Source organism: Microbacterium sp. HSID17254, assembly GCF_003989315.1.
Classification (GTDB): domain Bacteria; phylum Actinomycetota; class Actinomycetes; order Actinomycetales; family Microbacteriaceae; genus Microbacterium.
Map to the genome: position 1 here is coordinate 76627 of NZ_RBLT01000013.1, position 22243 is coordinate 98869.

The 22243-nt window shown below is 70.3% G+C and carries 22 protein-coding genes; 19 read left to right on the forward strand and 3 right to left on the reverse strand.

Annotated elements, in window-relative coordinates; all coding sequences use genetic code 11:
* Positions 1–58: 58 nt before the first annotated feature.
* The 16 genes from prmC to D8M34_RS10140 all read left to right on the forward strand — a co-directional run bounded on the left by prmC (position 59) and on the right by D8M34_RS10140 (position 15932).
* Positions 59–919 carry a peptide chain release factor N(5)-glutamine methyltransferase gene (gene prmC, locus D8M34_RS10065; protein ID WP_025103142.1) on the forward strand — a complete coding sequence of 287 codons (861 nt, stop codon included), beginning with the start codon at positions 59–61 and terminating at the stop codon, positions 917–919.
* Between the two features lie 52 nt (positions 920–971).
* Positions 972–1667: an L-threonylcarbamoyladenylate synthase gene (locus D8M34_RS10070; RefSeq protein WP_025103143.1), complete on the forward strand. Its 696-nt coding sequence runs from the start codon at positions 972–974 to the stop codon at positions 1665–1667.
* Positions 1664–2836, forward strand: coding sequence for an MraY family glycosyltransferase (locus D8M34_RS10075; protein ID WP_025103144.1), 1173 nt, complete (start codon positions 1664–1666; stop codon positions 2834–2836). The genes D8M34_RS10070 and D8M34_RS10075 overlap by 4 nt, the downstream gene beginning before the upstream one ends.
* Entirely contained in the window at positions 2833–3351 is a 519-nt protein-coding gene (locus tag D8M34_RS10080) for a hypothetical protein (RefSeq protein WP_025103145.1), read from the forward strand. Before D8M34_RS10075 ends, D8M34_RS10080 begins: the two co-directional genes overlap by 4 nt.
* A 144-nt stretch (positions 3352–3495) precedes the next feature.
* A complete protein-coding gene (gene atpB / locus D8M34_RS10085; RefSeq protein ID WP_036292497.1) occupies positions 3496–4284 on the forward strand; it encodes a F0F1 ATP synthase subunit A in 789 nt (262 codons plus the stop codon).
* Between the two features lie 43 nt (positions 4285–4327).
* On the forward strand, positions 4328–4564 hold the full coding sequence (atpE, locus tag D8M34_RS10090) for an ATP synthase F0 subunit C (protein ID WP_025103147.1): 237 nt from the start codon (positions 4328–4330) through the stop codon (positions 4562–4564).
* A gap of 27 nt (positions 4565–4591) precedes the next feature.
* Positions 4592–5149 (forward strand): F0F1 ATP synthase subunit B, encoded by a 558-nt coding sequence (locus tag D8M34_RS10095; protein WP_025103148.1) that lies wholly within the window; start codon positions 4592–4594, stop codon positions 5147–5149.
* Positions 5149–5940, forward strand: a complete 792-nt coding sequence (locus D8M34_RS10100; protein WP_025103149.1) for a F0F1 ATP synthase subunit delta — start codon at positions 5149–5151, stop codon at positions 5938–5940. The genes D8M34_RS10095 and D8M34_RS10100 overlap by 1 nt, the downstream gene beginning before the upstream one ends.
* 47 nt (positions 5941–5987) lie before the next feature.
* Entirely contained in the window at positions 5988–7628 is a 1641-nt protein-coding gene (gene atpA, locus D8M34_RS10105) for a F0F1 ATP synthase subunit alpha (protein WP_062634989.1), read from the forward strand.
* 19 nt (positions 7629–7647) lie between these two features.
* Positions 7648–8544 carry a F0F1 ATP synthase subunit gamma gene (locus D8M34_RS10110; RefSeq protein WP_025103151.1) on the forward strand — a complete coding sequence of 299 codons (897 nt, stop codon included), beginning with the start codon at positions 7648–7650 and terminating at the stop codon, positions 8542–8544.
* Between the two features lie 26 nt (positions 8545–8570).
* A complete protein-coding gene (atpD, locus tag D8M34_RS10115) occupies positions 8571–10025 on the forward strand; it encodes a F0F1 ATP synthase subunit beta (protein ID WP_025103152.1) in 1455 nt (484 codons plus the stop codon).
* A 2-nt stretch (positions 10026–10027) separates the two neighbouring features.
* Entirely contained in the window at positions 10028–10288 is a 261-nt protein-coding gene (locus D8M34_RS10120) for a F0F1 ATP synthase subunit epsilon (protein WP_025103153.1), read from the forward strand.
* A gap of 75 nt (positions 10289–10363) precedes the next feature.
* Entirely contained in the window at positions 10364–11110 is a 747-nt protein-coding gene (locus D8M34_RS10125) for a YaaA family protein (RefSeq protein ID WP_126893921.1), read from the forward strand.
* A 139-nt stretch (positions 11111–11249) separates the two neighbouring features.
* Entirely contained in the window at positions 11250–12059 is an 810-nt protein-coding gene (locus D8M34_RS10130) for a DUF4794 domain-containing protein (protein WP_025103155.1), read from the forward strand.
* Between the two features lie 243 nt (positions 12060–12302).
* Entirely contained in the window at positions 12303–13100 is a 798-nt protein-coding gene (locus D8M34_RS10135; RefSeq protein ID WP_025103156.1) for a PP2C family protein-serine/threonine phosphatase, read from the forward strand.
* 57 nt (positions 13101–13157) lie between these two features.
* Positions 13158–15932, forward strand: coding sequence for an FtsK/SpoIIIE domain-containing protein (locus D8M34_RS10140; protein WP_126893922.1), 2775 nt, complete (start codon positions 13158–13160; stop codon positions 15930–15932).
* A 43-nt stretch (positions 15933–15975) separates the two neighbouring features.
* On the opposite strand, the gene D8M34_RS10145 is transcribed toward D8M34_RS10140, so the two are convergent.
* Positions 15976–16971, reverse strand: coding sequence for an asparaginase (locus D8M34_RS10145; RefSeq protein WP_126893923.1), 996 nt, complete (start codon positions 16969–16971; stop codon positions 15976–15978).
* Between the two features lie 81 nt (positions 16972–17052).
* Here D8M34_RS10145 and D8M34_RS10150 point away from each other — a divergent pair, with 81 nt between their 5' ends.
* Positions 17053–17550 carry an OsmC family protein gene (locus D8M34_RS10150; protein ID WP_029989208.1) on the forward strand — a complete coding sequence of 166 codons (498 nt, stop codon included), beginning with the start codon at positions 17053–17055 and terminating at the stop codon, positions 17548–17550.
* Positions 17551–17559: 9 nt separating this feature from the next.
* On the opposite strand, the gene D8M34_RS10155 is transcribed toward D8M34_RS10150, so the two are convergent.
* Complete coding sequence (locus tag D8M34_RS10155) at positions 17560–18339, reverse strand: lysophospholipid acyltransferase family protein (RefSeq protein ID WP_126893924.1); 780 nt, start codon at positions 18337–18339, stop codon at positions 17560–17562.
* Positions 18340–18463: 124 nt separating this feature from the next.
* Between D8M34_RS10155 and D8M34_RS10160 the strand changes: the two genes are divergently transcribed.
* Both D8M34_RS10160 and dxr read left to right on the forward strand, forming a co-directional pair.
* Positions 18464–19426: an FKBP-type peptidyl-prolyl cis-trans isomerase gene (locus tag D8M34_RS10160; protein ID WP_085607267.1), complete on the forward strand. Its 963-nt coding sequence runs from the start codon at positions 18464–18466 to the stop codon at positions 19424–19426.
* 33 nt (positions 19427–19459) lie between these two features.
* A complete protein-coding gene (dxr, locus tag D8M34_RS10165) occupies positions 19460–20542 on the forward strand; it encodes a 1-deoxy-D-xylulose-5-phosphate reductoisomerase (protein WP_062634971.1) in 1083 nt (360 codons plus the stop codon).
* 12 nt (positions 20543–20554) lie between these two features.
* On the opposite strand, the gene D8M34_RS10170 is transcribed toward dxr, so the two are convergent.
* Positions 20555–22171 carry a Mur ligase family protein gene (locus D8M34_RS10170; RefSeq protein WP_174235385.1) on the reverse strand — a complete coding sequence of 539 codons (1617 nt, stop codon included), beginning with the start codon at positions 22169–22171 and terminating at the stop codon, positions 20555–20557.
* Positions 22172–22243 lie beyond the last annotated feature (72 nt).

Consider the following 22243-nt stretch of genomic DNA (forward strand, 5'->3'; position numbering starts at 1 on the left):
TAGGCGAGCGCGATGGGGGACGGGGCATTGTGACGGTCGCGCACTCTACGCTGGAGCCATGCCCGACCTCTCCCTCGCCGCCGCCGTGCGCGCCGCGGCGCAGCGTCTCGCCGACGCCGGCGTGCCCGACCCCCTCGTCGATGCGGAGCTGCTCGCCGGACACGTCCGCGGACAGCGCAGGGGAGAGGTGCAGGCGGCGGTGATCCGCGGCGACCGGCTCACCGATGACGACGCGGCGGCGCTGGACGCCCTCGTCGACCGCCGCGCGCGCAGGGAGCCGTTGCAGCACCTCACCGGAACCGCGCCGTTCCGGCACCTGGAGCTCGCGGTCGGCCCTGGCGTCTTCGTCCCGCGTCCCGAGACGGAGACGGTGGTGCAGTACGCGATCGACGCTCTCCTGGGTTCGGGGGAGCCGTCACCGATCGGGGTCGACCTCGGCACCGGCAGCGGCGCGATCGCGCTCGCGATGGCCACCGAGGTGCCGCACGCCCGGGTGTACGCCGCTGAGCTCTCTCCGGAGGCGCACGCCTGGGCCCGACGCAACGTCGCTGGCGTCGAGAACCTCACCCTCGTGCTCTCGGACCTGGCAGACGCGTTCCCCGAGCTCGACGGCACCGCGAGCGTCGTCATCTCCAACCCGCCGTACGTGCCGGCGCAGGCGATCCCCCGCGATCCGGAGGTCCGGCTGTTCGATCCGGCGCTGGCCCTCTACGGCGGAGAGGACGGTCTCGACGTCGTCCGCGTCCTCAGCACGCGCGCACTGCGACTGCTCCGGCCCGGGGGGACGCTGGTGATCGAGCACGGTGAGCTGCAGGGCGCTCCGATCCGGGAGCTGCTCGCGGCGGACGGCTGGCGGGCCGCGGCCACCCATCGCGATCTGACGCTGCGCGATCGCGCCACCACCGCCGTGCGTCCCTGATCAGAAGACGTCGAGCTCGTCCCGAACCCGCCCCGCGTAGAATCGAACCGTCATGTCCCCCATCTTCGACTGCAGCGACGAGGCGCAGCTCCTCGCCGGGATGCGCAACGCGCGTCAGGCGATCGGCCGCGGCGACCTCATCGTCATCCCCACCGACACCGTCTACGGCGTCGCCGCCGACGCCTTCTCGCCGCCCGCGGTGCAGCGCCTCCTGGATGCCAAGGGGCGCGGCCGCAATCAGCCGCCGCCCGTTCTCGTCGGCACGAAGGAGACGCTGACGGCCCTCGCGGAGGAGGTCCCGGAGCCGGTCCAGCGCCTCGTCGACGCGTTCTGGCCCGGCGGCCTCACGATCGTCCTTCCCGCGCAGCCCTCGCTGGTGTGGGACCTGGGGGAGACCAGGGGGACCGTGGCCGTGCGCATGCCCGAGGGGCGCGTGGTTCTCGAACTGCTGGCCGAGACCGGGCCGCTCGCGGTGTCCAGCGCCAACCTCACCGGGAAGGCGGCGGCGATCTCCGCGCTCGACGCCGAGAAGATGCTGGGCGACAGCGTCGCCGTGTATCTGGACGACGGCATGAGCAGGAACGGCGTCGCGTCCACGATCATCGACGCCACCTCGCTCGTCCGCCGCGCCTCCGACGCCGAGCCGGGCGTGGTCCGGGTCCTGCGGGACGGCGTGGTGACGAGAGAGCAGCTGCGCGAGGTCCTGGGCGATCTGCTCGAGCCGGAGCCGCAGGACGGGGATTCGTGAAGCAGTACCTCTTCACGATCATCGTCACCGCCGCGATCACCTTCGTGCTGACGTGGGCGGTGTGGCGGTTGAGCCTGCGCTTCAAGCTGTATCCCGGCATCCGCGAGCGCGACGTGCACACCACGCCGACGCCCCGCCTCGGCGGCGTCGCGATCTTCTTCGGCATCGTGGCCGCCTTCGCGATCTCGGCGGCCAACCCCTTCTTCCAGAGCATCTGGACGCCCCCGCAGACCATGTGGTCCATCCTCGCGGCCGCCCTCCTCATCGCCGTGATCGGGGTCATGGACGACCTCTGGGACATCGATTGGATGATCAAGCTCGGCGCGCAGTTCCTCGCCGCGGGCATCATCACCGTGGGTGGCGGCCTGCAGATCCTCTCCCTGCCGTTCGGCGACCTCATCGTGGTGTCGAGCTGGCTGAGCATCACGATCACGATGTTCGCGATCGTGATCGTCATGAACGCCGTGAACTTCATCGACGGCCTCGACGGTCTCGTCGCCGGCGTCTGCCTGATCTCCAACGGGGTGTTCTTCGCCTACTCGTACATCTTCACGCGCGACTCCGGTGCCTCGAGCTACTTCAACCTCTCCACGTTCCTCGCCGCGGTCCTCATCGGGGCGTGCCTCGGGTTCCTGCCGTTGAACTGGAGCCCGGCGAAGCTGTTCATGGGCGACTCCGGTGCGCTCGTCATCGGCCTGCTCATGGCGACGTCGGCCATCGCGATCACCGGACAGATGGACCCCTCGGCGCTGGACCCGGAGCGCCTCGGACGCTCGCAGCTGATCGGTGCCTTCCTGCCCATCCTGCTTCCGCTGCTCGTCGTGCTCCTGCCGCTCCTGGACTTCGGGCTCGCCGTGCTGCGCCGGATGAGCGCCGGCCGCTCGCCGTTCTCCCCGGACCGCAAGCACCTGCACCACCGGATGCTGGACCTCGGTCACCGCGACCGCGACGCCGTCCTCATCTTCTACGCCTGGACGGCCGTCATCTCGCTCGCCGTCCTCCTGATGTACGTCGGCGCCAGGGAGGACTGGCCGGGCCAGTACATCCCCGGCGTCGTGTTCGGCGTCGTCGGCATCGCCGCGTGCCTCGTCATCACCCTGAGTCCCACCCGCCGACGCAAGACCGCCGCGGGCGCCGCGCCCGACCCGATCCCTCTGGAGCCCCGATGAGCCCGAGCCCCGTTTCCAGCACCCCGATCCTGCGTCGCACGCTCATCTGGTCGGCCGTGGCCACCGTCGTGCTCGCCCTCGTCGCCGGCGGCATCGGATTCGCCGTCGCGCAGGGGGAGGGGCTGATCAGCGGACTGCTCGGCGTGCTCCTCGCTGCGCTCTTCCTCGGCATCACCGGGCTGAGCATCCTCATCGCGAACCGGTGGTACGGCGACCCGCTCTATGTGCAGCTCTTCTTCGCGATCGTGCTCGGCGGCTGGCTGCTGAAGCTCGGCGTCTTCGTCGTCGTGATGATCCTGCTCGCGGGACAGCCGTGGATCGAGCCGATGGTGTTCTTCCTGTCGATCGTGGCGGGCGTGCTCATGTCGCTGATCATCGACGTGGTCGTCCTGACCCAGATGCGCCTGCCGAACGTCAGCGACACCACGCTGCCCACCGAGGTGCCGGAGGACCGCGCCCCGGGAGCAGCGAACGATGCCCCGGACGGCCCGGCGGACACGGCCCCGCGGTCTTAGGGCACCCTTGGATTCTGATAGTGTTGAGGAGTGCCCGCCGCTCGCCCGCGAGCGCTTGCGCTGTGTAGCACACCGACCATCGTCGCCCCGGTTCTGACCGGTGCCCCGAAGCTGGAGCCCGCGCTGTTTAATCTTGCTGCGACCCTGACCCCCCGACTCGCGTCCTCTGATGGCGAGTTCCACGGCCCTTCGATCGATGAGTTCTTCCCGGAGATCCTCTTCCACGTCGGACCCATCCCGGTCAACCGGATCCACCTGATCCAGTTGCTCTCGGTGATCGCCGTCGTCCTGATCCTCTGGCTCGGCACCCGCCGCATGAAGGTCGTGCCCGGCCGGTTCCAGAGCCTCGTCGAGATGGGCCTCGGCTTCGTCCGCGGCGGCATCGCCCACGACCTGTTGGGCCGCAAGGACGGCGACCGGTTCCTGCCGATCCTCACCACGATCTTCTTCATGGTGCTGTTCATGAACATCACGGGCATCATCCCGTTCCTGAACATGCCGGGAACGGCGATCATCGCGGTGCCGCTCACGCTCGCCGTGGTCAGCTACGTCACGTTCATCTACGCAGGCATCAAGAAGAGCCCGAAGAACTTCTTCAAGAACGCCCTCTTCCCGTCGGGCGTGCCGTGGCCGGTCTACTTCATCGTCACGCCGATCGAGCTCATCTCGACGTTCATCATCCGCCCGGTGACCCTCACCCTGCGACTGCTGATGAACCTCGTCGTCGGCCACATGATCCTGGTCCTCTGCTTCGCAGCGACCCAGTTCTTCTTCTTCACCGCGGGTGGCGGCTGGGCCGCCCTCGGTATCGGAACCCTCGCCTTCGGTGGCGCCTTCACTCTCTTCGAGATCCTGGTGGCCGTCCTGCAGGCATACGTCTTCACCGTCCTCACCGCGGTCTACATCCAGCTCGCGGTCGCAGAAGAGCACTGAGCGGGCGGGCAACAGCCCTCCCACCCAACGAAAGGAAAAACCCGTGGACGCAACTACGGTTCTCGCTGAAATCAACGGCCACCTCGCGGCGGTCGGCTACGGCCTCGCGGCCATCGGCCCGGCCATCGGTGTGGGCATCGTGGTCGGCAAGACCATCGAGGGCGTCGCCCGTCAGCCCGAGCTGGCCGGTCGCCTGCAGGTCCTCATGTGGATCGGTATCGCCTTCACCGAGGCGCTTGCGTTCGTCGGCATCGCCGTCGGATTCATCCCCTTCCCGTAATCCCCACCGACTTCTGAAGGAGACAGGATGCTGAACGCTCTTGTCACGAACCTCGCGGCTGAGGGTGAGGCGGCGAACAACCCGCTGATCCCCGCGTGGTACGACATCATCTGGTCGGGCTTCTGGTTCCTCATCATCCTCGCCGTCGTGTGGAAGGTCGCCCTTCCCCGTCTGACGAAGATGCTCGACGAGCGGTCCGCCGCCATCGAGGGCAACATCGCCAAGGCCGATGAGGCGCAGAAGCAGGCGGAAGCGGCTCTCGAGGAGTACACCCGGCAGCTCGCCGAGGCGCGTACCGAGGCCGGTGAGATCCGTGAGGCCGCCCGTGAGGACGGCAAGAAGATCATCGCCGAGGCGAAGGAGACCGCAGCCAGCGAGGCCGCGCGTCTGACCGCCACCGCGCACACGCAGATCGAGGCCGAGCGCCAGACGGCTCTCGTCTCCCTGCGCAGCGAGGTCGGCTCGCTCGCTCTCGACCTCGCCGGCGGCGTGGTCGGCGAGACGCTCTCCGACGACGCTCGCGCGGCCGCCGTGGTCGACCGCTTCCTCGCCGATCTCGAAGCATCCGAGAAGGCGGCTCAGTAATGGGCAGCGCGACCGCTCAGGCACTCGCGGCATCCACTCAGACGCTTGCCGCAGCGAAGGACGTCACCCTCGAGACCGCGCGCGAGCTGTTCGCGGCCGCGCGGGCCGTGGGCGAATCGTCTCAGCTGAGCGGCGCGCTGGCTGACCCCTCGGCTCCGACCACGGCCCGGCAGAACGTCGTGTCCGCGGTGTTCGGCCAGTACGGCTCCGCAGCGCAGGACGTCCTGCGCACCGCGGTCGCCGAGCGCTGGTCGAACGCGTCCGAGCTGATCGACGGCCTCGAAGAGCTCGCGATCCGGGCGGCGACCATCGCCGAGCCCGGCGCGGACATCGAGGGAGAGCTCTTCGGCTTCTCGCGCGTGATCGCGGCGAATCCGGAGCTCGAACTCGCTCTCGGCAGCCGGCTCGGGGGAGAGGACGCGAAGGCCGCCCTGGTCGAGCGTCTCCTCGCCGACGCCTCCGCCAGCGCTCCGACGGCCCTCATCGTCACGTCCCTCGTGCGTCAGCCGCGCGAGCGCCGGGTGCGGCAGCTGCTGAGCCGGGCGATGCGCATCGTCTCGAGCCAGCGCGGCCGCCTCGTGGCCACGGTGCACACGGCGACCGAGCTCAGCGACGCCCAGCGCACGCGACTCGGCCAGACGCTCTCGCAGCGATACGGCGGCCAGGTGTCCCTCAACGTCGTCATCGACCCCAGCGTCGTCGGAGGCCTGCGCGTGCAGATCGCCGATGACGTCATCGACGGCAGCATCTCCGCACGACTCGCCGACCTTCGCCAGAAGCTCGCGGGCTAACACGACTTCGCGCGGGGAACCGCGCACCCAGATACAAAGGGAAGACAATGGCAGAACTATCGATCAGCCCCGACGTCATCCGTGACGCGCTGAAGGATTTCGCCGCCGCGTACGAGCCCACCGGGGCCGCGGCGACCGAGGTCGGCACCGTCATCGACGCCGCCGACGGCATCGCTCACGTCGAGGGACTTCCCGGCGTCATGGCGAACGAGCTCGTGACCTTCGCCGACGGCACCAAGGGTCTCGCGCTGAACCTCGACGAGCACGAGATCGGCGTCGTCGTCCTCGGCGACTTCACCGGCATCGAGGCCGGTCAGGAAGTCACCCGCACGGGTGAGGTCCTCTCCGTCCCGGTCGGTGACGGCTACCTCGGCCGCGTGGTCGACCCGCTCGGCAACCCGATCGACGGCCTCGGCGCGATCGCGACCGAGGGTGTCCGCGAGCTCGAGCTCCAGGCCCCCGGCGTCATGCAGCGCAAGTCGGTCCACGAGCCGATGCAGACCGGCATCAAGGCCATCGACGCGATGATCCCGGTCGGCCGCGGCCAGCGCCAGCTCATCATCGGCGACCGTCAGACCGGCAAGACGGCCATCGCGATCGACACGATCATCAACCAGAAGGCCAACTGGGAGTCCGGCGACGTCAACAAGCAGGTCCGCTGCATCTACGTCGCCATCGGTCAGAAGGGCTCGACCATCGCTTCGGTGAAGGGCGCGCTCGAAGAGGCCGGCGCTCTGGAGTACACCACCATCGTGGCGGCGCCGGCGTCCGACCCCGCCGGCTTCAAGTACCTCGCTCCGTACACCGGTTCGGCCATCGGCCAGCACTGGATGTACGGCGGCAAGCACGTCCTGATCATCTTCGACGACCTGTCGAAGCAGGCCGAGGCCTACCGTGCCGTCTCCCTGCTGCTCCGCCGCCCGCCGGGCCGCGAGGCCTACCCGGGCGACGTCTTCTACCTGCACTCGCGTCTGCTCGAGCGGTGCGCGAAGCTGTCCGACGAGCTCGGTGCCGGCTCGATGACGGGTCTCCCGATCATCGAGACCAAGGCGAACGACGTCTCGGCGTACATCCCGACCAACGTGATCTCGATCACCGACGGCCAGATCTTCCTGCAGTCCGACCTCTTCAACGCCAACCAGCGTCCCGCGGTCGACGTGGGTATCTCGGTGTCGCGTGTCGGTGGTGACGCCCAGGTGAAGTCGATCAAGAAGGTCTCCGGAACGTTGAAGCTGGAGCTGGCGCAGTACCGCTCGCTCGAGGCGTTCGCGATGTTCGCGTCGGACCTCGACGCCGCGTCGCGCCGTCAGCTCTCGCGCGGTGCCCGTCTGACCGAGCTGCTCAAGCAGCCGCAGTACTCGCCGTACCCGGTGGAGGAGCAGGTCGTCTCGATCTGGGCCGGCACCAACGGCAAGCTCGACTCGATCGAGGTCGAGGACGTGCTGCGCTTCGAGCGCGAGCTGCTCGACTACCTGCGTCGCAACACCAAGGTGCTCGACACGCTGCGGGAGACGAACGTGCTGGACGACGCGACCGTCGCCGAGCTCGACAAGCAGACCGACAACTTCCTCCTGGAGTTCCAGGGCGGCAAGGGCCACGCCATCGGCGCCCCTGGTCACGAGGAGCACGCTGCGGCCGAGGCCGAGGACGTCAACCAGGAGAAGATCGTCAAGGGTCGTCGCGCGTAATCGCGTGAGGTACTGATTCATGGGCGCTCAACTCAGGGTCTACAAGCAGAAGATCTCTTCTGCTCAGACGACCAAGAAGATCACGAAGGCGATGGAACTCATCGCGGCTTCGCGCATCCAGAAGGCGATGGCACGCGTCAAGGCGTCCACTCCCTTCGCGCGGGCCGTGACGAGGGCCGTGTCCGCCGTCGCGACGCACTCGAACGTCGACCACCCGCTCACCCGCGAGCCCGAGACGATCCGCCGCTCCGCGGTCGTGATCTTCTCGTCGGACCGCGGCCTCGCCGGAGCCTTCAACTCGCAGATCCTCCGTGAGGGTCTCGAGGTCGCGGAGCTCCTGCGTGAGCAGGGCAAGGAGCCGGTGTTCTACCTCGTGGGCCGCAAGGCCGTCGGGTACTTCCAGTTCCGTCGTATCGAGGCCGCTGCAGAGTGGACCGGCGACACCGACACCCCCTCGTTCCACACGGCGGAGGAGATCTCGCAGACGCTTCTCGAGGCCTTCAACCGTGGGGGAGAGGACGGCGGCGTCGACGAGATCCACCTCGTGTACAACCGCTTCGTCAGCATGATGACGCAGTCGCCGGAGTCCGTGCGCCTGCTGCCGCTGGAGATCGCGGAGGCCGACGACTCGGAGGCGGGCAGCACCGTCTACCCGCTGTACGAGTTCGAGCCCGACGCCGAGACGGTGCTCGACGCGATCCTGCCGGTGTACATCCAGAGCCGCGTCTTCAACGCCCTCCTGCAGTCGTCCGCCGCCAAGCAGGCCGCGACGCAGAAGGCGATGAAGTCGGCCAGCGACAACGCCGACAAGCTCATCACCGACTACACCCGCCTGCGCAACAACGCGCGTCAGGCCGAGATCACCCAGCAGATCGCCGAGATCGTCGGTGGCGCCGACGCTCTCGCATCGAGCTGACAGACCCTCAGGAAAGAGACGAAGAAATGACCACCACCGCCACGGCTGAGCAGCCGGCGACCGCGGTCGTCGGGCGCGTCGCCCGCGTCAACGGTCCGGTTGTCGACATCGAGTTCCCGCACGACTCGATCCCCGACATCTACAACGCGCTGAAGACGACGATCACGATCGGCGAGGAGTCCACCGAGATCACGCTCGAGGTCGCGCAGCACCTCGGCGACGACCTGGTCCGCGCCATCGCCCTGAAGCCGACCGACGGCATCGTCCGCGGTCAGGAGGTGCGTGACACCGGTGAGGCCATCTCGGTCCCCGTCGGTGACATCACCAAGGGCAAGGTCTTCAACGTGATCGGCGAGGTCCTCAACGGCGAGCCCGGTGAGACCATCGAGGTCACGGAGCGCTGGCCCATCCACCGCAAGGCCCCGAACTTCGACCAGCTCGAGTCGAAGACCACGATGTTCGAGACGGGCATCAAGTCGATCGACCTCCTCACCCCGTACGTGCAGGGTGGGAAGATCGGTCTCTTCGGTGGTGCCGGCGTCGGCAAGACCGTCCTCATCCAGGAGATGATCCAGCGCGTCGCGCAGGACCACGGTGGCGTGTCGGTGTTCGCCGGTGTCGGTGAGCGCACCCGTGAGGGCAACGACCTCATCCACGAGATGGAGGAGGCGGGCGTCTTCGACAAGACCGCCCTCGTCTTCGGCCAGATGGACGAGCCGCCGGGGACGCGTCTGCGCGTCGCGCTGTCGGCTCTGACGATGGCGGAGTACTTCCGTGACGTGCAGAAGCAGGACGTGCTGCTCTTCATCGACAACATCTTCCGCTTCACGCAGGCCGGTTCCGAGGTCTCCACGCTGCTGGGCCGCATGCCCTCCGCCGTGGGGTACCAGCCGAACCTCGCCGACGAGATGGGCCTCCTCCAGGAGCGCATCACCTCGACGCGCGGTCACTCGATCACCTCCCTGCAGGCGATCTACGTGCCGGCCGACGACTACACTGACCCGGCTCCGGCCACGACCTTCGCGCACCTCGACGCGACGACCGAGCTCTCGCGTGAGATCGCGTCGAAGGGTCTGTACCCGGCCATCGACCCGCTGACCTCGACGTCGCGCATCATGGACCCCCGCTACTTGGGCGAGGACCACTACCGCGTGGCCACCACGGTCAAGCAGATCCTCCAGAAGAACAAGGAGCTGCAGGAGATCATCGCCATCCTCGGTGTCGACGAGCTCTCCGAGGAAGACAAGATCGTCGTGTCGCGTGCACGTCGCATCCAGCAGTTCCTCTCGCAGAACACCTACATGGCGAAGAAGTTCACGGGCGTCGAGGGTTCGACCGTGCCGCTGAAGGAGACCATCGAGTCGTTCGATGCGATCACCCGCGGTGACTTCGACCACGTCGCCGAGCAGGCCTTCTTCAACGTCGGTGGCATCTCCGACGTGGAGGAGCGCTGGGCGCAGATCCAGAAGGAGAACGCCTGACCATGGCGCTGCACGTCAGCCTCGTCTCCGCCGACGCGGAGGTCTGGACGGGAGAGGCGAGCCTCGTGGTCGCCAAGACCGTCGAGGGCGAGATCGGCTTCATGTCCGGTCACGAGCCGGTGCTGGCCATCCTCGCCGAGGGCCAGGTCCGGATCACCCAGACGGATGGCGCCAAGGTGCTGGCGAACGCGCAGGACGGATTCCTCTCCATGGAGGGCGACGTCCTGACGATCGTGGCCGGCAACGCGGCACTCATCTCCTGACAGTCCTGTACATCGCGTCCGCCTCGACACCCGCCAGGGTGCCGAGGCGGACGCGTCTCTTTTCCCCGAGGTCCCATGAAGATCCTGCTCCCGCCGTCCGAGACCAAGCGCGAGGGCGGTGACGGCAGCCCGCTGGACGTGTCGGCGCTCGCGCTTCCCGATCTCGCGCCGCAACGGAACGCCGTGATCGACGCGCTCGTCGCTCTCGCGGACGACGAGGATTCGGCGCGCCGCGTGCTCAAGCTCAGCGAGCGGCAGCGAGGAGACATCGCACACAACAGGGCTCTGCGGAGCGCACCCACGATGCCCGCAGTGGACCGCTACACCGGGGTGCTGTTCGACGCCCTCGACGCGGGATCGCTGTCCACCGCGTCCCGCCGCTGGCTGGATGCCCATGTGTGGATCCACAGCGCCCCGTTCGGCCCCGTCGCCGCCCTGGACGGGGTTCCGACGTATCGGCTCGCTGCCGGCACGGCGCTGCCCGGAGTGGCACCGCTCCGCCGCCACTGGGCCGATCCGACGACAGCGGCGATCGCGGCCGACGCCCCCGCGTTCGTCCTCGATCTGCGCAGCGAAGCCTACGCAGCGCTCGGTCCGGTCCCGGGCGCGGTGTCGTCGGCGTACGTGCGGGTCGTCACGGAGCAGGGGAGAGCCCTGAACCACTTCAACAAGAAGAGCAAGGGGCTGCTCGTGCGCGCGCTGGCGGAGGATCGTCCGCGGCTCGGCTCTCTCCGTGCGCTGCAGCGGTGGGCCCAGGCGCATGACGTCGTGCTCCGGGACGGGAAGGTGCCCGGCGAGGTCGAGCTGGTCGTCGCCGACTGACGCCCGCCCCGAGCCCGGCGAATCGCCTCCGGCGGTCGTTGCCGCCCCCTGGGCGCACCGCTACCATGTCCAATGCGAGGCGGGGAGTCTCGTGGTGGGGGACGAAAGCCGTCTCCCCTGACCAGAGAATGTGAGCCTCATGGGTTACGACGACTACGGAGCGGGCTATCTCGGCCTGCTCTTCGCCTACTTCTTCGTCATTCTGCTGATCGCGGTCGCCGGATACGTCCTGGTGTCGCTCTTCTACATGAAGATCTTCCAGAAGGCCGGAGTCCAGGGGAACTGGCGCGCCTGGGTGCCGGTCTACAACTCCATGATCTTCTTCAAGCTCGGCGACCTGAGCCCGTGGCTCGTCCTCTACGGGATCGCGGGCGCCGCGCTGCTGAGCTGGATCGGCATCGGCTTCCTGTTCTCGCTGGCCCTCGGGGTGCTCTCGGCCATCGCCGCGTGGCGCGTGGGTCTCAAGCTCCAGAAGGACGCCGTCTGGGTCGTCCTCTACGTCTTCCTCGCCGTCGTCTGGCTCGGCATCAACGCCTTCGACAAGTCGCGCTGGAACCCGAACATCCAGCCGGCACCGTGGGCGGGCAACGGATTCCTCGGCGACCGCACGGTCTGGGACGGCATCCCCGTCCAGCCCGCCGCGGCGGCGCCGCAGCAGGGCTACGGCGCGCCCCAGGGGTACGGTGCCCCCCAGGGCTACGGCACCCCTCCGCAGGGGTACGCTCCTCCGACGCAGCCGTACACCCCGCCCGCCGCTCCGGGCTACGCACCGCCGGCCGCGCCGACCGCTCCGGCGACGGGAGCGCCGATCCCTCCGGTGCCGCCCACCACGCCGCCGGCTCCGCCCGCGGCTCCGCCCACCACGCCTCCCGCGCCTCCCGCGGCTCCGCCTGCGGCGCCTCCGGCTCCGCCGACCACGCCGAACGATCCCACGCAGCCTCCTGCGTGACGACGGTGGAAGAACCCCCGGTCTCCGGACCGGGGGTTCTTCGCGTCCGTGGTGCCGGCACGCCCCGACATGCCGCTAACGTGGAGGCATGGACTCGTCGCACCGGAGGGCCGTGCACTCTCCTCCTTTCGTCCCGCGCCCCGTTCACAGAGACCCCGGTGCGGAGCAGGAGAGCGAGTTCCACTACGATGTGTGAGTATCCTGCGCCCGTCCCCTTCGCCGCAGGTCCATCGGAGGCTGTTCGTGGCTGAGACCAAGACGCACACCGTCACGGTTGCGCATCGTCCGTTGCTGCTGTCCTGGGCCGGGGTCACCGACCAGGGGCGACGCCGGGAGACGAATCAGGACGCGCTGCTCGCCGAGTACCCGTTGTTCATCGTCGCGGACGGCATGGGCGGCCACGCCGGCGGGGAGATCGCCAGCCAGAGCACCGTCACCCGGCTGCGCGCGGTGGTGGACGCGGATGAGGTCTCTCCGTCCGCGATCGAGAAGGCGCTCGCTCTCGCGGTGGACGACATCGCCGGGCACCCGGACACCACCGATGAAGGCACCGGCACCACGCTCACGGGTGTGTATCTCGATGAGCGCGAGGGGGAACCGCACTGGGTGGCGCTGAACATCGGCGATTCCCGCGTGTACCTCCTCCGCGACGACCGGCTGCTGCAGGTCACGACGGATCACTCCGTCGTGCAGGAGCTCATCACGGCAGGCAAGCTCAGCCCGGAAGAGGCCGAGGGACACCCGTACAGCAACGTGATCACCCGCGCCGTCGGCGCCAGTGAGCTCACCGCGCCGGACTACGTGACCATCGACGTGCGGCCGGGAGACCGCTTCGTGATCTGCTCCGACGGACTCACGAAGGAGCTCACGGACTACGGCATCCAGCACTTCCTCCGCGCGCACGCCGATCCGGGGGAGAGCGTCGACGCGATGCTCGCCGCGGCTCTCGACAACGGCGGGCGCGACAACGTCACCGTGATCGTCCTGCAGGTCAGCGACCCGGAGGACTCCTCCTCCCCATCCGACGACTCCGCGGAGTAGCGCCCCGCAGCCTGTGGAGAGGCCGCATCGGCACCGGGGGTGGGATGCACTGGGGGCATGGACCCTTCGCCGCTGCTCCTGCCGTCCGCATCGACACCGCTCCGCCGCCGCCCGCTTCCCCTCGTCGCCGCCGTCGTCCCCGTGGCGGCCGGCCTCGCGCTCTGGATGACGACGGGGGCCGTGCACGCGCTGTGGTTCGCGGCTCTCGGTCCCCTGATGCTGGGCGCTTCTCTCCTCGACACGGCCCGGGGGCGCCGTCGGGAACGGAAGGCCGACGCGCTCAGGGTGAGCACCGCCTGGGCCGACATCGAGGCCGAGCTGCATCGTCGCCACGCGCAGGAGCGGGCGCAGGGGGAACGCCGTCATCCGGATGCGGCATCCTGCATCCGCGACCGACCGTTGCGGGATGCCCGACCGCCGGGCGACGACACCCCGCTGGTGGTGGGACGCGGATCCCGGGCGAGCGGGGTGCGCTGCGAAGGGGGTGACGACGCCCGTGCTCACGCCTTCCGCCGCCGCTGCGCGGTGTTGGAGGACGCGCCGTGGGTCGTCGCCCTCGGCCGTGGGGTGTGCCTCCGCGGCCGGGAGCCGCTCGTGCAGGCCGCAGCTCGCGCTCTCGTGATCCAGCTCTGCCTGCGCTTCTCGCCGAGCGTGCTGTCCCTCGTCGGCGACGAGGGGTGCGACCCGGCGCTCCGAGCGCTTCCGCATGCGCAGCGGGCGCGACGCGGCGGATTCCGTCTCGCCCTCGCCACCGGTTCGGCCGGCGGGTCGGGGCCACGTGCGGATGCCGTGATCTGGACCGTTCCGTCCGGCGCCGAGGTCCCGGAGGGCATCACGACGGTGATCGACATCGAGGAACCGGGCGCGGCCACGCTGCGGACCCCCGACGGCGAGGCCGACCTCGCCGTGGAGTTCCTCTCGTCCGCCCAGGCAGCGGCCGCGGCGGAGCTGTGCGGCGCGCGGGACGGGGCGGGGCCCGCCGTCACCGCGACAGCCCTGCGAGACCTTCCGCAGCCGCCGGCAGGGCCGGGCCTCCGCGTCGCGCTGGGCACCGGGAGGGATGGCGCGCCCGTGGGAGCCGACATCGTCGAGGACGGTCCGCACGCCATCGTGACGGGGATGACGGGCACGGGCAAGAGCGAGCTCCTCGTCAGCTGGGTCGTCGCGGTCTGCGCGGGACACGGCCCTGACCGGGTGAGCTTCCTCCTCGCGGACTTCAAGGGAGGAACGGCCTTCGACCGGTTGCGCGGTCTGCCGCAGGTGGTCGGCGTCATCACCGACCTCGATGAGACGGAGGCGCGACGCGGGGTCGCCAGCCTCGCCGCCGAGATGCGGCGTCGCGAGGCAGCCCTCGCCGCGATGGGCGCCCGGGACGTGCGCGAGACCGACCTGCCCCGTCTGGTCATCGTCGTCGACGAGTTCGCCGCCTTGCTGCAGGAGCACGCGGAGCTCGCGGCGGTGTTCACCGATGTCGCGGCGCGGGGGCGTGCGCTGGGCATGCACCTGATCCTGGGCACCCAGCGCGCCGCCGGTGTCATCCGTGACGCTCTCGCGACGAACTGCCCGCTGCGGATCAGCCTCCGCGTCGCGGAGGCCGCCGACAGTCGAGCGGTGATCGGGACCGGGGAAGCGGCGGATCTGCCCGGGGGCGCGGACGGGCGCGGTCGGGCGCTGCTCCGACGCCCCCAGGACGAGGAGCCCCACCCCGTGCGCACAGCGCTCGCGGATGACGAGCACATCCGTCGCATCGGGGAGCGGTGGTCCGGTACGACTCCGTCCGCACCGCCGTGGCACCCGGCCCTCCCCACGCACCTGCCGCTCGAGACGCTGCGGGCCGGGTCGAGGACGGGCGACCGGAGAACCGAGGAGGGGCCGCTGATCGTGCTCGGACGCGCCGACGACCCCGACCACCAGGCGCAGCCGCTGGTGGTCCTGCGTCCGGGGCACGAGCGCGGCCTCGCTGTGCTCGGCGCTCCGGGGACCGGCAGGACGACAGCGCTGCGCGTGATCGCCGCGCAGTATCCGGAATGCACGTGGTTCCCTGATGACCCCGAGAGCGCCGTCGATCAGCTCCTCGCATGGACGGAGGAGGACGGCGCTCCGTCCGATGTCGTGCTCGCCGACGACCTCGACGCTCTCCATGCGGCGCTGCCTCTCGAAGACGGTCAGGACTTCGTCCAGCGCTGGGAGCACCTCGTGCGGTCGAAGGCGGCCGTCACCTGGGTGCTGGCGGCGAGCCGGGCCGTGGGCCCTCTGGCGCGCGTGTTCGATGCGCTTCCGCGACGGGCGGTGCTCCGGATGCCCACCCGGGTCGAGCACCTCGCCGCCGGTGGCGAGCTGGCGGCCTTCCGACGAGACCGGCCGCCGGGGCGGGCGGTCCTCGAGGAGCGGGAGATGCAGTTCGCGTGGATCGACACCGAGGGCGTGCCCGTACGGCCGGTGCAGCCCCTCCGAAAGGTGGCGCCGGCCTGGGCACCGGCGGGGGAGCTGACGGCGCTGGTCACCCCGGGCGCGGCCTCGGTCGTCGAGACGCTGGCCTCGGCGCACCCGGAGTGGGACGTGCAGGCCGCTCGTCCCGAGACGAGCCGGACCGGCAAGCCGCTCGTGCTCGTCGCCGATGCCGAGAGCTGGCAGCGTCACTGGGCGCTGTGGCAGCGGGTGCGGTCGCACGGGGAGGTGCTCATCCGGGCGGAGCGGCCCAGCGAGCTGCGTCAGCTCGTCGGCGTCCGCGTCCGCCCGCCGTACGCCCGACCCGACGCCGGACGCGCGTGGTCCGTGATCGGCGACCGCGCACCCCGGCGTGTGGTCATCGATGCTCTGGGGCGTCGATGACCACCCGACGGCGGCACACGGGTCCCGTGCCGCCGATGTGCGGTCAGATACCCGCGCCGGGCCGGACGACGCCGACGCGGGAGCCGCCACCGAGCACCGCGAGCGGCAGGGCCTCGGCCAGCGCGGTCACGTCGGCCTCGCTGAGGCCGCCGGCGCGCGCCAGCAGCGTGGCGGCCACGATCGTCGATGCCCGGGCGCCGCCGTCCAGCATCTTGAGGGCGACCGTGGTCCCGTTCGGAGCCACCATCACCATGACGCCCTCCGCGCCGCCCTTCGCGAAGACGCCGAGCCGCTCGATCGCGATCGTGTCAGGGCGCCCCGGACCATCGATGGTCCAGGGGTTCTCGCGGACGGCCTTGACCAGGGCGCCGGCCACCCGATGCAGCGCGAAGGGGGAGCGCTCGGAGGCGGTGCCGACGCGGTGGATCGCACGGGCCAGGCCCGTGAGGGTGAGGGCGTACACCGGGGCGCCGCAGCCGTCGATCGCGGTGTGCGCCATCTTCTCGCCGGTCAGGCGTTCGATGACGTCACGGATGTGGGCCTGGAGCGGGTGGGTCGGTTCGTGGTAGCCCTCGACGGGCCAGCCGGTCGCGATGCAGGCGCGGAGCATGGCGGCGTGCTTGCCCGAGCAGTTCATCCGGACCCGCGCCTCCTGGCCGTGCTCGCGCACCATCTCGTCGCGGGTCGCGGAGTCGCTCGGCCACGCCGGGGGACAGGCGAGGTCATCCTCGTTGAGGCCGCCGGCGGTGAGCATCTCGCGCACGACCTCGGCGTGCCGGTCGGTTCCGGAATGGCTCGCGGTGGACAGAGCCAACTGCTCTCCCTCGAGCACGGCGCCCGCCGTGAGGCAGGCGACCGCCTGCAGGGGCTTGAGGCTGGAGCGGGGGAGGATCAGTGCCTCCGCGTTCCCATGCCGCGCGACCACCTCGCCCTCGGGCGACAGCACGACGGCCGCACCGGCATGACGCGACTCGATGAAGCCGCTCCGCTCCACGACGGCGAGTTCGACGGAATCCTGAACGGTGAGAGTCTCCAGCACCCGACAACTCTACCGGCGGGTGCGGCGCGGCTCCGTCGAGGGCGGAGCCCGGGTGTCGGCGCCACCTGGCAGACTGGGCGCATGCCAGAGCAGACGACTCCCCGGGCCCTCGGCGAGCACCGCTACGCCCTCACCTCCACCTGGACCGGCAACGCCGGGTCCGGCACGAGCGGTTATCGCGACTACCGCCGTGACGTCACGATCGAGGTCGAGGGGAAGCCCGAGCTGCTCGCGTCGTCCGACAAGCCCTTCCGCGGCGACCCGTCGCGCTGGAACCCGGAGGACCTCCTGCTGGCCTCCCTCTCCGAGTGCCACCTGCTGTCCTATCTGCACGCCTGCGTGACGGCCGGCGTGGTGGTCGTGTCCTATCGCGACACCGCGAGCGGCCTGATGCGCGAGAACGGCGCCGGCGGCGGGTCCTTCGTCGAGGTGCTGCTGCGACCGGAGGTCGTCGTCGCCGAGGCGTCGATGATCGAGGCGGCCGAGCGGGCGCACGCCCAGGCGAACGAGTGGTGCTTCATCGCCAACTCGGTCAACTTCCCCGTCCGGCACGAGGCGACGGTGACGGCAGCCGGCTGAACGGACCGCTCAGCGGCGCTCGTGCGGGAGCGCCTGCTTGATCTTCTCGATCGTGTTCTGTGCCGGCGCCTCGTTGTAGGTGCCCGCGAGCTCCTGACCGGAGAGGGCGTGGATCGCGGCCATGATCTCGTCGGTCGCGAGTCGGCGTGCGCGGCCGCTCGTCGCCGGTCCGTGCGGCGACAGATCCAGGGGCTCCCCGAAGCGCACGGTGATCCGCTCGGACAGCGTGGGCATCTTGGCGCCGACCGGCATCACCTTGTCGGTGCCGATGAGTCCCACGGGGACGACGGGGGCGCCGGTCTGCAGGGCGAGGAACGCCACGCCCGTGCGGCCCTTGTACAGCCGGCCGTCGGTGGAGCGGGTGCCCTCGGGGTACAGCGCGACGGCGAGGCCCTCGTCGAGGAGCTGACGCTGCAGGTCGAGGGCGTCGAGCGCCGCCTGGCCGGCGCCGCGGCGGACCGGGATCGCACCGATCGCCTCGAAGAACGTCTTGGACGCCCAGCCCTTCATGCCGGTGCCCTCGAAGTAGCTCGACTTGGCGAGGAAGTGCACGGGCCGCGGAGCCGCCACCGGGATGGCGATGGAGTCGATGAACGACAGGTGGTTGCTGGCGAAGATCACCGGGCCGGTGGTGGGGACGTGCTCGCGTCCTTCGATGTGCGGCCGGTAGACGAGCCGGGCGAGCGGGGCGATGAGGCTGCGGCCCAGGGCGTAGGTGAAGCCGGCGTGCCGGGGCTTCGGGGAGTCCTCTGAGGGGGTTTCGGGGTCCGCGGACTGCTCAGAGCTCATCAGAGCAGGCTACTCCCGGATCCATGCCGACGTGGGAATGAAGACTCGCGCCGCCGCTTCCCAGCGCGAGCAAAGGGCGATGAGGCAGGATGGAAGCTCCCGCCCGCGATCGTGAGGTCTTCCTGTGCGCACCCGTCCGCTGCTCGTCCTGTCCACCGTCGCTGCGGCGACCCTGCTGCTGGCGGGCTGCTCCGGGAACGGCGATCCGCAGAGCACGTCCTCCCCGGACGCCTCCGGGTCGAGCCAGTGCCTCGTGAACGCGAAGGCCGGCGACACCTCGGACGCCATCGAGGTGGACGGCGAAGGCCTCGACGCCAAGATCACGGTTCCCGACGATGCGGAGTTCGCGAACGTCGAGCGGACCGTCGTGTCCGAGGGCGAGGGAGACGACCTCGCGGCGAACGACCTCGTCTCCGTCCAGTACCAGATCGTCGATGCCGCCAGCGGCGACGTGGTCGACTCGTCGGCGCGCGGCGAGGACGGCACGCTCCCCGTGCTCCTCGACCCGAACCAGTCGTCGCTGTTCGTCGCCGCGCTGGAGTGCGAGCCGGTCGGATCCCGCGTCGTCCTCGCCATCCCCGGCAGCGCGCTCGGTGAGGGGCAGAGCAACATCGTCGTCTACGCGGAGGCCGTCGACCGACTCCCCGAGGTCGCGACCGGAGAGCCCGTCGAGCCGACCGCCGGCATGCCCGAGGTCGAGCTCGACGACGACGGCAAGCCGTCCGTCACGATCCCGGACGGCGACGCGCCGACCGAGACGAAGGTCTCCGTCCTCAAGCAGGGCGACGGGGCGACGGTCGCGTCCGGCGACCTCGTGGTCGTGCAGTACCTCGGCGTGAAGTGGTCCGACGGCGAGGAGTTCGACTCCAGCTGGAGCCGCGACGCCGCCCCCGCGCAGTTCCAGACCACGGGGGTCGTCGCCGGCTTCCAGAAGGCGCTCGAGGGGCAGAAGGTCGGTTCGCAGGTCCTCGTCGTCATGCCGCCGTCCGACGGCTACGGCGCGAGCGAGGGCCACGAGCTGCAGGACGAGAGCCTCGTGTTCGTCGTCGACATCCTCGCGACGACGCCGGTCCAGCCGCAGCAGTAGGGCCGCCGTCGCGGCGTGTCCTAGGCTGGCGTCATGCGTCGCGTCATCATCCTCGGCTCCACCGGTTCCATCGGCACCCAGGCGCTGGATGTGATCCGTGCCAACCCTCGACGCTTCGAGGTCGTCGGTCTCGCCGCAGGGTCGAACGCGGCGATGGTGGCCGAGCAGGCGGCGCAGTTCCAGGTGGAGCACACCGCTCTGGGCGCCGCGGAGGCGGAGCAGCTGGTCCGTGACGTCGAAGCCGATGTGGTGCTGAACGGGATCACCGGCTCGATCGGTCTGGGCTCGACGCTGGCTGCGCTGGAGGAGGGGCGGACGCTCGCCCTGGCGAACAAGGAGTCGCTGATCGTCGGCGGTGATCTCGTGCTCGCCGCCGCAGCCCCCGGTCAGATCGTCCCCGTGGACTCCGAGCACTCCGCTCTCGCGCAGGCCCTGCGCTCCGGTACGCACGACGAGATCCGTCGGCTCGTGGTCACGGCCTCGGGCGGGCCCTTCCGCGGGAAGTCGCGCGACGAGCTCACCGCCGTCACGCCGCAGGATGCGCTCGCGCACCCGACGTGGAACATGGGACGCACCGTCACCACGAACTCCGCCACGCTGGTCAACAAGGGCCTCGAGGTCATCGAGGCGCACCTGCTGTTCGACGTGCCCTACGACGACATCGACGTCGTCGTGCACCCGCAGTCGATCGTGCACTCCATGGTGGAGTTCATCGACGGATCCACCATCGCCCAGGCCTCTCCGCCGGACATGCGGCTGCCGATCTCGCTGGGCCTCGACTGGCCGCACCGGGTGGGCGGTGTGGGCCGCCCGCTGGACTGGACCACCGCCACGTCGTGGACGTTCGAGCCGCTCGATGACGACGCCTTCCCCGCGGTGGCACTCGCGAAGGCGGTCGGGCGTGCCGGAGGCACCTTCCCCGCGGTCTACAACGCCGCCAACGAGCAGGCCGTGGACGCGTTCCACGAGGGACGCCTGCCGTTCCTCGGCATCGTCGACACCGTGCAGCGGGTCGTCGACGCGCACGACGCTCCGGACGCGCTGACCGTGGAATCGCTCGCGGCGGCGGAGGACTGGGCGCGGCGGAAGGCCGACCAGCTCATCGCCGCCGCCTGACGCGGCGCGGGCTCAGTCCTCGTCCGGGTACGGCACGGGCCAGCGCGGCTCCGGGACGGGCCATCCGGCGGCCTTCAGCGCACGCCGGGAGAGCTCGCGGGCGGAGTACGGCGTCCGCACTCCGCGGATGTCGCGGTAGTCCTGGTGGCCGGGTCCCGCCCAGAGGATCGCGTCGCCGTCGCCGACGAGTCCGACGGCGGCCACGATCGCGGCCTCCGGCGGGGAGTACTCGTGGATCTCGGCGTCGGGACGGGCGCGACGCGCGCCCTCGACGAGCGTCGCGCGGATCGACGCCGGGTCCTCGAACCGCGGGTGGTGATCGGTCACGACGAGGATGTCGCTGCCCTCCACCGCGGTGCGGGCCATGTCGAATCGCTTGCTGGCGTCGCGGTCCCCGTCGGCCCCGAAGAGCATGAGCACCTTGCCGGGGGTCACCCGCCGTACGGCGGCCAGGGTCTTCTCGAAGGCGTCGGGCGAGTGGCCGAAGTCGACGAAGACGGCCGGCCCTTGCGCGCCCGAGACGAGCTGCGTGCGACCGGGCAGGTAGGCGTGGATGCCGCCGTCGCGCTGCAGGGCACCGACGATCCGCTCCCAGGCATAGCCGCCCTCGAGCAGCATGACGATCGCGAGCGCCGCGTTCGCGGCCATGTGCGGACCGATCACGGGGACGGTCGTGGTGAGCGTGCCGGCCGGTCCCGTCATCGTGAACGTGGTGCCGGTCGCCCGCTCGTCGTCGATCACGACCACCCAGTCCGCTCGCGATGCCTGGTCGGCGTCGGCGGCGATGGAGGGCGTCCCGACGGTGACGACGGGGATCTCGGAGCGTTCGACGACGAGGGCGCCGGAGGACGAGTCGAGGCAGACGACGCCGCGCACGGCGCGGTCGGGACGGAAGAGCGGCAGCTTCGCCTCGAAGTACTCCTCCATGTCGGCGTAGTCGTCGAGGTGATCGTGGCTGAGGTTGGTGAACCCCGCGACGTCGAACCGGATGCCGTCGACGCGGTGACGGGACAGGGCCTGGGCACTGACCTCGACCGCGACGGCCTCGACCTCGCGCTCCCGCATCAGCGCGAGGAGGGCGTGCATCTCGGAGGCCTCGGGGGTGGTGAGCCGCGAGACGATGACCTCGCCCGCGATGTGCCGCTCAGCCGTGGAGGAGAGCCCGGTGACGACGCCCATCTGCTCGAGGATGCCCTCGAGGAGGTGGGAGACGCTCGTCTTGCCGTTCGTCCCGGTGGTCGCGAACAGGAGGGGGAGCGGATCCTCCGCGCCCGTGCCGTACACCCAGGCGCTCAGCGCGCCGAGCACGCCGCGGGGGTCGTCGACGATGAGGATCGGGAGGCCGGCGTCGGCGGCGATGTCGGCACCCGCCTGGTCCGTGATCACCGCGACCGCTCCCTTCTCGGCGGCGGTCTTCGCGAAGTCCGCGCCGTGGCGGTTCACGCCGCGGATGGCGACGAAGGCCTCACCCGGGCGCAGATCGGCCGTGGCGAGGGTGATGCCACTGAGAGCGACGCCCTCCACGTCGCCCCGCACGGAGCGGGCGAACAGGGAGGCGAGTTCGGACAGCTCGCGCCGGGGCGGGTTCGCCGGGCGGAGCACGGGGGGCAGGGTCGGCTGTTGTTCCATCGACATGTCGTCTCCATGTTCTCACGGCCGCGGTGTCAGCCCGGGCGGGTCGGTCCGCCGCGCGCCGGATCC

Coding starts and splice junctions, on each gene's coding strand:
- D8M34_RS10095 (WP_025103148.1), top strand. CDS start 4,592: ATGCTGAACGCTCTTGTCACGAACCTCGCGGCTGAGGGTGAGGCGGCG.
- D8M34_RS10120 (WP_025103153.1), top strand. CDS start 10,028: ATGGCGCTGCACGTCAGCCTCGTCTCCGCCGACGCGGAGGTCTGGACG.
- atpA (WP_062634989.1), top strand. CDS start 5,988: ATGGCAGAACTATCGATCAGCCCCGACGTCATCCGTGACGCGCTGAAG.
- dxr (WP_062634971.1), top strand. CDS start 19,460: ATGCGTCGCGTCATCATCCTCGGCTCCACCGGTTCCATCGGCACCCAG.
- D8M34_RS10130 (WP_025103155.1), top strand. CDS start 11,250: ATGGGTTACGACGACTACGGAGCGGGCTATCTCGGCCTGCTCTTCGCC.
- D8M34_RS10155 (WP_126893924.1), bottom strand. CDS start 18,339: ATGAGCTCTGAGCAGTCCGCGGACCCCGAAACCCCCTCAGAGGACTCC.
- D8M34_RS10110 (WP_025103151.1), top strand. CDS start 7,648: ATGGGCGCTCAACTCAGGGTCTACAAGCAGAAGATCTCTTCTGCTCAG.
- D8M34_RS10140 (WP_126893922.1), top strand. CDS start 13,158: ATGGACCCTTCGCCGCTGCTCCTGCCGTCCGCATCGACACCGCTCCGC.
- atpD (WP_025103152.1), top strand. CDS start 8,571: ATGACCACCACCGCCACGGCTGAGCAGCCGGCGACCGCGGTCGTCGGG.
- D8M34_RS10170 (WP_174235385.1), bottom strand. CDS start 22,171: ATGGAACAACAGCCGACCCTGCCCCCCGTGCTCCGCCCGGCGAACCCG.
- D8M34_RS10150 (WP_029989208.1), top strand. CDS start 17,053: ATGCCAGAGCAGACGACTCCCCGGGCCCTCGGCGAGCACCGCTACGCC.
- D8M34_RS10100 (WP_025103149.1), top strand. CDS start 5,149: ATGGGCAGCGCGACCGCTCAGGCACTCGCGGCATCCACTCAGACGCTT.
- D8M34_RS10070 (WP_025103143.1), top strand. CDS start 972: ATGTCCCCCATCTTCGACTGCAGCGACGAGGCGCAGCTCCTCGCCGGG.
- prmC (WP_025103142.1), top strand. CDS start 59: ATGCCCGACCTCTCCCTCGCCGCCGCCGTGCGCGCCGCGGCGCAGCGT.
- D8M34_RS10125 (WP_126893921.1), top strand. CDS start 10,364: ATGAAGATCCTGCTCCCGCCGTCCGAGACCAAGCGCGAGGGCGGTGAC.
- D8M34_RS10080 (WP_025103145.1), top strand. CDS start 2,833: ATGAGCCCGAGCCCCGTTTCCAGCACCCCGATCCTGCGTCGCACGCTC.